Source organism: Shimwellia pseudoproteus, assembly GCF_016415625.1.
Classification (GTDB): Bacteria; Pseudomonadota; Gammaproteobacteria; order Enterobacterales; family Enterobacteriaceae; genus Shimwellia; species Shimwellia pseudoproteus.
The window spans coordinates 1-9,999 of sequence record NZ_WBXP01000075.1 but is presented as its reverse complement, the minus strand read 5'-3'; the positions used below and the strand labels follow the sequence as shown (position 1 = coordinate 9,999).

The window sequence follows — 9,999 nt, the reverse complement described above, 5'->3', positions numbered from 1 at the left end:
TGAACTTTTGCTTTGTCACAGGATGTCGCTACAGGGTCAGGAGTGTGGTGATCTGATCCTAATTTCGGCTAAAAGTTCGATTTATTCAACAAAGCCGTAAGACTATCGACAGACGAGCTAACAGGATTTAATCATGCAAAAAGACGCGCTGAACAATATTAATATCGCTGATGAACAGGTAATGATTACCCCGGATCAACTGAAGGCTGAGTTCCCGTTAACTGCCGCCCAGACATTACAGATTGAGCAATCCCGTAAGACCATATCAGACATTATTGCCGGGCGCGATCCGCGTCTGCTGGTGGTGTGTGGACCTTGCTCAATCCACGATCCGGAAACCGCATTGGCATATGCTCGTCGATTTAAAACCTTGTCCGAACAGGTGAGTGATAGTCTCTACCTTGTTATGCGCGTCTATTTTGAAAAACCCCGCACCACCGTTGGCTGGAAAGGGCTGATTAACGATCCGCATATGGATGGCTCGTTTGATATCGAAACCGGGCTCAAAATTGCCCGTCACCTGCTGGTGGAACTGGTCAGCATGGGGTTACCGCTGGCCACTGAGGCGCTGGACCCGAACAGCCCGCAATACCTGGGTGATCTGTTTAGCTGGGCGGCGATTGGTGCCCGCACGACAGAATCACAGACCCACCGTGAAATGGCTTCCGGGCTGTCGATGCCGGTTGGATTTAAAAACGGTACCGACGGTAGCCTGGCCACGGCAATTAACGCCATGCGCGCCGCCGCGATGCCGCACCGTTTTGTGGGTATCAATCAGGCCGGCCAGGTCAGCCTGCTGCAAACCCGGGGCAACCCGGATGGCCACGTGATTTTACGCGGCGGCAAAGCGCCGAATTACAGCCCGGCAGATGTCGAACAGTGTGAAAAAGAGATGGCCAGCGCCGGGCTGCGTCCCGCCCTGATGGTGGACTACAGCCACGGAAACTCCAATAAAGATTACCGCCGTCAGCCCGCGGTTGCGGAATCAGTTATCGCCCAAATTAAGGACGGTAATCGCTCTATTATTGGCCTGATGATCGAGAGTAATATCCACGAAGGTAATCAGTCTTCAGAGCAGCCGCGCAGCCAGATGAAGTACGGCGTGTCAGTGACCGATGCTTGTATTAACTGGGAGACGACCGAGGCCCTGCTAAGTGAAATCCATCAGGATCTGTCCGGGCATTTGAAGAGCCGTTTGGCGTAAGAGGTTGGTTATGGTGGCTGAGTTGACCGCATTACGCGATCAAATCGATGAAGTGGATAAGGCGCTGCTGGGGTTACTGGCGCGCCGCCTGGAGCTGGTTGCGGAAGTTGGCGAGGTAAAAAGCCGTTACGGGTTGCCAATTTATGTGCCGGAGCGTGAGGCGTCGATGCTGGCCTCACGGCGGGCGGAGGCGGAGAAACTCGGGGTTCCCCCGGATCTGATTGAAGATGTGCTGCGCCGGGTGATGCGCGAGTCGTACTCCAGCGAGAATGACAAAGGGTTTAAGACCCTGAACCCCGGGTTGCGGCCGGTGGTTATCGTGGGTGGGCAGGGCCAGATGGGGCGCCTGTTCAGTAAAATGCTGAGTTTATCCGGTTACCAGGTCCGCTCTCTGGAGCAGGGGGACTGGGGCCAGGCAGAGGCTATCCTCCAGGATGCCGGGATGGTGATTGTCAGTGTGCCTATCCATCTGACTGAGAGCGTTATCGCGCGCCTGCCGCCGCTGCCGGAGGATTGCATTCTCGCGGATCTGGCATCGGTAAAAGCGGGGCCGTTACAGGCTATGCTGGCGGCACACCCCGGGCCGGTACTGGGGCTACATCCGATGTTTGGCCCGGACAGCGGCAGCCTGGCAAAACAGGTGGTGGTGTGGTGCGATGGTCGTAAACCGGAATCCTATCAGTGGTTCCTGGAGCAGATCCAGGTCTGGGGGGCGCGGATCCACCGGATCAGTGCGGTTGAACACGATCAGAATATGGCGTTTATCCAGGCGCTGCGGCATTTTGCTACCTTTGCTTACGGGCTGCATTTGGCGGAGGAGAATGTCCAGCTTGAGCAGTTGCTGGCGCTCTCTTCGCCGATATACCGCCTGGAGCTGGCGATGGTCGGGCGCCTGTTTGCCCAGGATCCCCAGCTGTATGCCGATATTATTATGTCGTCGGAGAGCAATCTGGCGCTGATAAAGCGCTACTATCAGCGCTTTGGCGAGGCGATAGCCCTGCTGGAGCACGGTGATAAGCAGGCGTTTATTGATAGCTTCCGAAAGGTGGAGCACTGGTTTGGTGATTACGCCAAACGCTTCCAGAGCGAGAGCCGTACGCTGTTACGCCAGGCGAACGATAGCCGACAGTAGCCACAATGGAACAACAAACCAAAAGCCAGCATTGCGCTGGCTTTTTACGTTGTGTCAGGCCGGATCTACCGGTACCACATTCTCACTGGGGTAGCACCCCAGCACTTTCAGTGACCGGGCCGATGCTGTCATTTCACGCAGCGCCTGCTGCATGGTGGCATCTTTCACATTGGCCTGAATATCCAGGTAGAACATCTCTTCCCACGGGTTGCCGTTAATCGGGCGCGATTCCAGCTTGGTCATGATCAGCTTATGGTTACGCAGTACCAGCAGCGCTTCAACCAGAGAGCCCGCCTGCTGGCCTGTGGCCATCAGCAGCGTGGTTTTAGCCGGTACCTGGTCGGAGACGTCAATGGCTTTACGGGCCAGTACCAGGAAGCGGGTTATGTTCTGTGCCTGATTGGCCAGGCTACGTTCCAGCACCTGCAAACCATAGAGTGCGCCACCGGCTTCACTGCCCAGCGCGGCGACCCGGGGGGAATTGGCCTGTTTAACCTTTTCCATTGCCGCAGAGGTGCTTTCACAGTATTCAATTTTCCAGTGCGGGTAGCGGGCAATAAACTGGCTGCATTGCTGGAATGGCTGCGGGTGGCTGTAAATGGTGTCGATGTTATCAAGAGAGGTGGTTGTCGATACCAGGACACAATGGTCAATGGGCACGGTCATCTCGCCAACAATGGACAGCGACGTATGTTGCAGCAGGTCGTAGACGTCGTTAATGGCGCCGGAGCTGGTGTTTTCGATGGGGACCACGGCATAGTCGGCCTGGCCGGTTCCCACCTGGCTGAAGATATCGCTGAAGCGGCTACAGCCACTCTCCAGAAACTGCTCAAAATGCCGGGCGGCATACTGGCGGGCAGCAAGATGTGAATAGGAGCCCTTCGGGCCGAGAAACGCAATCCGGGCGGAGGCCGGATTAGTCTGGTTAAGGTGCTGCTGTAACAGGGCTTGCTGGGTCAGAACGGAGTCTTCGATGATAAGCTGGAACAGGCGAGTGATGTAATGGCCATCAAGGTGATGGGCTTTGCCGAGGTGAATCAGGCGCTCCAGCAGATCTTTCTCCCGATCAATATCCCGCACCGGGCGATGAGAGGTAATTTTGGCTTTCCCGACTTGCACCGCCAGCTCGCGCCGTTCGCCTAGCAGCGCCAGCAATTGGGCGTCCAGGGCGCTGATTTTTTCTCGTAAGTCCAGTAAAGGGTTTTCCGCTGTCATAGTGCTACCTTATTGTCGTTGTCTTTGTTGCCGGAAATAAAAAAGGCCCCCCGGGTTGGGAGGCCTTAATGTTCGTCTTCGCATTCTCTATCACATGACGAATTGCCTCCCGTTTAGGGGAAGGTAAAAAAGAATGCGAAGAAAAACGGTAGCCGGGTCATGGTTGATTCCTGTGAAGTAGGGTAGTTAAGGTACCCGTACTCTTTTCGGTCTGTCAACAAAAACAAAAAACGCGCCCTGAGGCGCGTTTATCAGCGTGTTACCCGTTGTCAGGCTTATTCCTCTTCTTCGGCGGCCAGGGTGGTATCTTTCACTGATGTGGCGGCACGGCGCGCTTCGCCTTTGTGCTGCACTTTGTTCAGCTGGCGTTCCAGCTTGTTGATCAATTCGTTGATTGACGCGTACATATCTTCGCTGGTTGCGCTGGCAATCAGCTGCCCGTTAGGGGTGTTAATATTCGCATCGGCCACGTAGCCCTGTGGCTCTTTAGACAAGATAATATGCGGATTAATCAGGTGTGTTTGCCATTTGTCCAGTTTAGTGAGACGGCTTTCGACATGCTGGCGGATTGCGGGGGTGATTTCCATCTGTTTGCTGGTAATGTTCACTGTCATAAATGTTACCTCTTGTCTTTACCGTCTTGGTGAATTCAGCATACCGCGCTGAATGTCAAAATGTGTGATTTTTATCACGTTATTTTGTCGGTTTTTGTCAATCGGCTCTTTTTGTGAGACAGGGCATGATACCACCACTTTTAACTTGTGAACTGGCTCAAGAGGTACCATATTTAACAGGATCAGTCATCGCTAAAGCGTTTCAGCTATGGGCGTATAGCGGATAAAAAAACGGCAACCACCAGGCTGCCGTTTTTTGTTTTTAAAGGGGGATTAACTGTTGACCGGGTTAGCTGCGATAATTTTGGCCACTTTGTCAGCCTGAACCGTCATCTGCATTTTACGGTACGCTTTTTCCATCAGCGGCAGCGCGTCGCGGGTGGCTTTGGTATCTGGATAGTTACGCAGCATACCTTCAACGCGGTTGACTACCGCCACCCAGGCACCGCGGTCGGTGTAATACTGGGCCACGGACAGCTCATATTTGGACAGACGGTCTTTCAGGTAGACCAGACGTTTAGTGGCATCGGTGCTGTACTGGCTGTTCGGGTAGCTACGTACCAAACGCGAGAAGTCACCAAATGCGTCACGGGCATGTTGTGGATCGCGATCGGAACGATCAACACCAAAGAAGCCCTGTAATGCGCTATCATCTAACGCCATGTTGGTCAGCCCACGCATGTAAATCACGTAGTCGATGTTCGGGTGAGTCGGGTTCAGCCGCATGAACCGATCGATAGCTGCCTGGGCAAGAGGTAAGTCAGCATTTTTGTAATAGGCGTAAATCAGGTCAAGCTGCACCTGCTGGGAATACGGTCCAAACGGATAGCGATTATCCAGCGCTTCCAGTTGCGTTATCGCAGCTTTCCAGTTACCGTCCTGCAGTTTTTGCTGTGCTGTCGCGTAGATTTCAGAAGGCGGATTATCAGGAACCTCTTCTTTGGAACCGGAGCAACCAGCCAATGCCAGGCTTAACGTGGCTGCGGCCACCAGATATTTCATGCGCGTCATGACGTTTTGACTTTCCTCAGAATGTTATTCCGGGAGGCTCTCCGTTAAGCTCCCGATTAAGACCAGCTACAATAGCACACTATATTAAACGGCAAAGCCGTAAAACCCAACGTTAACGAAGAAGCTGTCTATGGCACAACTAGTACAACTCACCGCAACGGTGTCCGAATCTCAACTCGGTCAACGCTTAGATCAGGCTTTGGCCGAATTGTTCCCGGATTATTCACGTTCGCGCATAAAAGAATGGATTCTTGACCAGCGCGTACTGGTTAATGGCAACATTTGTAGCACCCCGAAAGAAAAGGTTTTCGGTGGGGAGAGCGTCGCCATCAATGCCGAGATTGATGAAAATATCCGCTTCGAACCACAGGATATCGCACTGGATATCGTCTATGAAGACGATGATATCATTGTTATCAACAAACCTCGCGGTCTGGTTGTTCACCCCGGCGCGGGTAACCCGGACGGGACAGTGCTGAATGCGCTGTTGCACTATTATCCCCCGATCGCAGACGTTCCCCGTGCCGGTATTGTTCACCGCCTGGATAAAGACACTACCGGGCTGATGGTCATTGCCAAAACGGTTCCGGCCCAGACGCGTCTGGTGGAGTCCCTGCAACTGCGGGAAATCACCCGTGAGTACGAAGCGGTTGCCATTGGCCACATGACGGCGGGCGGTACGGTGAGTGAACCGATTAGCCGCCACCCGACTAAACGCACTCAGATGGCGGTTCACCCGATGGGTAAACCTGCGGTGACCCACTACCGTATTATGGAGCATTTCCGCATTCATACCCGTCTGCGTTTGCGCCTCGAAACCGGGCGTACTCACCAGATCCGTGTGCATATGGCACACATCACCCATCCGCTGGTGGGCGATCCGGTTTATGGCGGCCGTCCGCGTCCGCCAAAATATGCGTCTGATAAATTTGTTGATGTTCTGCGCCGCTTTGATCGCCAGGCGCTGCACGCCACCATGTTACGTCTGTACCATCCGGTCAGTGGCATTCTGATGGAGTGGCATGCGCCGATCCCTGAGGATATGGTGGAGCTGATTAGCGTGCTCCAGGAAGATTTCGAAGAACATAAAGATCACGTGGACTGGTTATGACACAACTGATTGTTCCGCAATGGCCGTTGCCCGGAAATGTCCGGGCCTGTAGCAGTACCCGCGCTGGTGGGGTGAGTGAGGGTCCGTACCGTTCGCTTAATCTGGGCGCCCACTGTGGGGATGATCTTGCCCATGTCGAAGAGAACCGCCAGCGTTTTTATCAGGCGGCGGATATGCCATCGCGTCCGGTATGGCTGGAGCAGGTCCACGGTACGGCGGTGCTTACGCTTGACGGTGGGCCTTATCCTTCCAAACGTGCCGATGCCTCCTGGACAAAGACTCCAGGAACAGTTTGTGCGGTAATGACGGCAGATTGTTTACCGGTGCTATTCTGTAATAGCGCCGGTACGGAGGTTGCAGCAGCACATGCTGGCTGGCGCGGGTTATGTGAAGGGGTTCTGGAAGAGACCATCGCCTGTTTTACGGATCGTCCCGAAAATCTTATGGCCTGGCTGGGGCCAGCCATCGGCCCGCAGGCGTTTGAGGTGGGGCCGGAGGTTCGCGACGCGTTTATGGCCAGGGATGAGGCTGCCGATACGGCGTTTCGTCCGGCAGGGCAGAAGTTCTACGCTGATATTTATCAGCTGGCGCGTCAACGTCTGGCGCGAGCGGGGGTCACCCGGGTATTTGGCGGGGACCGCTGTACATGGACTGAGTCCGACAGCTTCTTTTCTTACCGTCGCGACAAGGTTACTGGCCGTATGGCAAGTTTCATCTGGCTGCTATAACCTATAGAATCAAGACGATCCAGCGCGGGTAACTACCTTTGCATATAATTATGGTCATTAACCTTGAATATTTGAGGGATGACCTCATTTAATCTCCAGTAGCAATTTTGACCTGTTATGGGAGGAGTTATGCGCCTGGATCGTCTTACTAATAAATTCCAGCTAGCACTCGCCGATGCCCAATCTCTCGCTCTCGGGCACGACAACCAATATATCGAACCGCTTCACCTGATGAGCGCATTGCTCAAGCAGGAAGGGGGATCTGTTGCCCCGTTACTGACCTCTATGGGCGTTAACGTCGGGACATTACGTACTGCCATTGATGAAGCGCTGAGCCGTTTACCACAGGTCGAAGGGACCGGTGGGGATGTTCAGCCGTCTCAGGATCTGGTCCGTGCGTTGAACCTGTGCGACAAACTGGCACAGAAACAAGGTGACAATTTTATCTCGTCGGAGCTGTTCGTTCTGGCGGCGCTTGAGACACGTGGCTCTCTGGCCGACTTACTGAAAAATGCCGGATTGACGACAGCCAAAGTGACGCAAGCTATTGAGCAATTGCGTGGAGGCGAAAGCGTGAATGATCAGAATGCCGAAGACCAACGTCAGGCATTGAAAAAATTTACAGTGGATCTGACCGAGCGTGCCGAGCAAGGCAAGCTGGATCCGGTTATTGGCCGTGATGAAGAAATTCGCCGCACTATCCAGGTGCTGCAGCGCCGTACCAAAAATAACCCGGTACTGATTGGTGAGCCCGGGGTCGGTAAAACGGCCATTGTTGAAGGGCTGGCTCAGCGTATCGTTAATGGCGAGGTTCCTGAGGGGCTGAAAGGCCGTCGGGTGCTGGCGCTGGATATGGGGTCGCTGGTGGCCGGGGCGAAATATCGCGGGGAATTTGAAGAGCGCCTGAAAGGTGTCCTTAATGACCTGGCGAAACAGGAAGGCAATGTCATCCTGTTTATTGATGAACTCCACACGATGGTCGGGGCGGGTAAAGCGGACGGCGCAATGGACGCCGGGAATATGCTGAAACCGGCGCTGGCGCGCGGTGAGCTGCACTGTGTTGGCGCCACTACCCTGGATGAATATCGTCAATACATCGAAAAAGACGCTGCGCTGGAACGGCGTTTCCAGAAGGTGTTTGTGGCTGAGCCAACGGTCGAAGATACCATTGCCATTCTGCGCGGCCTGAAAGAGCGTTATGAATTGCACCACCATGTGCAGATTACTGACCCGGCTATCGTGGCGGCGGCGACGCTGTCCCACCGTTATATTGCTGACCGCCAGTTGCCGGATAAAGCCATCGACCTTATTGATGAAGCGGCATCCAGCATTCGCATGCAGATTGACTCCAAACCGGAAGAGCTGGACCGGCTGGACCGGCGCATCATCCAGTTAAAACTGGAACAGCAGGCGCTGCGTAAAGAAGCAGACGAAGCGAGCAAGAAACGGCTCGATATGCTGGAAGAAGAGCTGTCTGATAAAGAACGTCAGTACGCTGAGCTGGAAGACGAGTGGAAAGCAGAAAAAGCCTCGCTCTCCGGAACCCAGACTATCAAGGCCGAACTGGAACAAGCCAAGATTGCCATTGAACAGGCGCGCCGTAATGGCGACCTGGCCCGGATGTCCGAGCTGCAGTATGGCAAGATCCCGGAACTGGAAAAACAGCTGGCGGCTGCGACCCAGTCGGAAGGCAAAACCATGCGCCTGTTGCGTAATAAAGTCACCGATGCCGAAATTGCCGAGGTGCTGGCGCGCTGGACCGGTATTCCGGTGGCCCGCATGATGGAAAGCGAGCGCGACAAACTGCTGCGGATGGAAGAACAGTTACACGATCGCGTGATTGGCCAGAATGAAGCTGTCGAAGCGGTATCTAACGCTATTCGCCGTAGCCGCGCTGGCCTGGCGGATCCTAACCGTCCGATCGGTTCCTTCCTGTTCCTCGGCCCGACCGGGGTGGGGAAAACTGAACTGTGTAAGGCGCTGGCTAACTTTATGTTTGATAGCGATGACGCGATGGTCAGAATCGATATGTCTGAGTTTATGGAAAAACACTCGGTATCGCGTCTGGTTGGGGCGCCTCCGGGATATGTCGGTTATGAAGAAGGGGGTTACCTCACGGAAGCCGTGCGCCGCCGTCCTTATTCCGTCATCCTGCTGGATGAAGTGGAAAAAGCGCACCCGGATGTGTTTAACATCCTGCTGCAGGTGTTGGACGACGGCCGCCTGACTGACGGGCAGGGGAGGACAGTCGATTTCCGTAATACCGTGGTTATCATGACCTCTAACCTGGGGTCTGATCTTATTCAGGAACGGTTTGGTGAGCTGAATTATGGGTCAATGAAAGATCTGGTGCTGGAAGTGGTTAGCCATAACTTCCGCCCTGAATTCATTAACCGTATTGATGAGGTGGTGGTATTCCATCCGCTTGGTCAGCAGCACATTGCGTCTATTGCCCAAATCCAGTTGCAGCGCCTGTACAAACGGCTGGAAGAACGCGGCTATAGCGTGCACATTTCCGCTGAGGCGCTCAAATTGCTGGGGGAAAATGGTTTTGACCCGGTGTATGGTGCCCGTCCGCTGAAACGCGCTATTCAGCAGCAGATTGAAAACCCGCTGGCACAGCAGATACTGTCTGGTGAGCTGGTCCCGGGGAAAACGATCGAGCTGGTGGATAAAGACGGTGTCATTGTGGCGACCCAGCCATAAGCATAATTGTCCTGCCAGAAAAGGGCCCTGCGGGGCCCTTTTTGTTGTTTAAATCGCCGGGTTGCTGTGTATTACGGCATATTGCCTGGAATGTGAGCAGTCAGTAAATTATTTTAAAAACAGGGGTTGTCAGCCGTCAGAAACTCCCTATAATGCGCCTTCACTGACACGGCACAACGGCTTCTAAACCGGCCCGTCAGGCAAAGGAAAACAACGTTTACGAGTAACGAAACGTGAAAATAAACAGTTGACTTTGAAAGAGGAAAACGTATTATACG

At 54.0% G+C, this 9,999-nt stretch carries 9 protein-coding genes and 1 other annotated feature; of the genes, 5 read left to right on the top strand and 4 right to left on the bottom strand.

All coding sequences use genetic code 11. The annotated features are described in order from the left end of the window. Window positions 1-133 precede the first annotated feature (133 nt). On the top strand, window positions 134-1,204 hold the full coding sequence (gene aroF, locus F9C28_RS19015; protein WP_199016846.1) for a 3-deoxy-7-phosphoheptulonate synthase AroF: 1,071 nt from the start codon (window positions 134-136) through the stop codon (window positions 1,202-1,204). A gap of 10 nt (window positions 1,205-1,214) precedes the next feature. Beyond that, window positions 1,215-2,336, top strand: coding sequence for a bifunctional chorismate mutase/prephenate dehydrogenase (gene tyrA / locus F9C28_RS19010; RefSeq protein WP_199016845.1), 1,122 nt, complete (start codon window positions 1,215-1,217; stop codon window positions 2,334-2,336). 54 nt (window positions 2,337-2,390) lie between these two features. Here tyrA and pheA read toward each other — a convergent pair whose 3' ends face one another. From pheA to bamD, 4 genes are all read right to left on the bottom strand, one after another. Continuing rightward, a complete protein-coding gene (gene pheA, locus F9C28_RS19005) occupies window positions 2,391-3,551 on the bottom strand; it encodes a bifunctional chorismate mutase/prephenate dehydratase (RefSeq protein ID WP_199016844.1) in 1,161 nt (386 codons plus the stop codon). Between the two features lie 36 nt (window positions 3,552-3,587). Continuing rightward, window positions 3,588-3,713: a sequence feature (Phe leader region), on the bottom strand. Next, a complete protein-coding gene (locus F9C28_RS19000; RefSeq protein WP_199016847.1) occupies window positions 3,665-3,712 on the bottom strand; it encodes a hypothetical protein in 48 nt (15 codons plus the stop codon). Its footprint overlaps the feature before it by 48 nt. A 113-nt stretch (window positions 3,714-3,826) precedes the next feature. Beyond that, window positions 3,827-4,165 carry a ribosome-associated translation inhibitor RaiA gene (raiA, locus tag F9C28_RS18995; RefSeq protein WP_199016843.1) on the bottom strand — a complete coding sequence of 113 codons (339 nt, stop codon included), beginning with the start codon at window positions 4,163-4,165 and terminating at the stop codon, window positions 3,827-3,829. Window positions 4,166-4,438: 273 nt separating this feature from the next. Next, the gene (bamD, locus tag F9C28_RS18990; protein WP_199016842.1) at window positions 4,439-5,176 is read right to left on the bottom strand and encodes an outer membrane protein assembly factor BamD; all 738 of its coding nucleotides are present in this window, start codon (window positions 5,174-5,176) and stop codon (window positions 4,439-4,441) included. A gap of 130 nt (window positions 5,177-5,306) precedes the next feature. Here bamD and rluD point away from each other — a divergent pair, with 130 nt between their 5' ends. The 3 genes from rluD to clpB all read left to right on the top strand — a co-directional run bounded on the left by rluD (window position 5,307) and on the right by clpB (window position 9,721). Further along, window positions 5,307-6,287 carry a 23S rRNA pseudouridine(1911/1915/1917) synthase RluD gene (gene rluD, locus F9C28_RS18985; protein WP_199016841.1) on the top strand — a complete coding sequence of 327 codons (981 nt, stop codon included), beginning with the start codon at window positions 5,307-5,309 and terminating at the stop codon, window positions 6,285-6,287. Beyond that, window positions 6,284-7,015 (top strand): purine nucleoside phosphorylase YfiH, encoded by a 732-nt coding sequence (gene yfiH / locus F9C28_RS18980; protein WP_199016840.1) that lies wholly within the window; start codon window positions 6,284-6,286, stop codon window positions 7,013-7,015. Before rluD ends, yfiH begins: the two co-directional genes overlap by 4 nt. A 129-nt stretch (window positions 7,016-7,144) precedes the next feature. Further along, window positions 7,145-9,721: an ATP-dependent chaperone ClpB gene (gene clpB, locus F9C28_RS18975; RefSeq protein WP_199016839.1), complete on the top strand. Its 2,577-nt coding sequence runs from the start codon at window positions 7,145-7,147 to the stop codon at window positions 9,719-9,721. The last annotated feature ends 278 nt before the right edge of the window (window positions 9,722-9,999 follow it).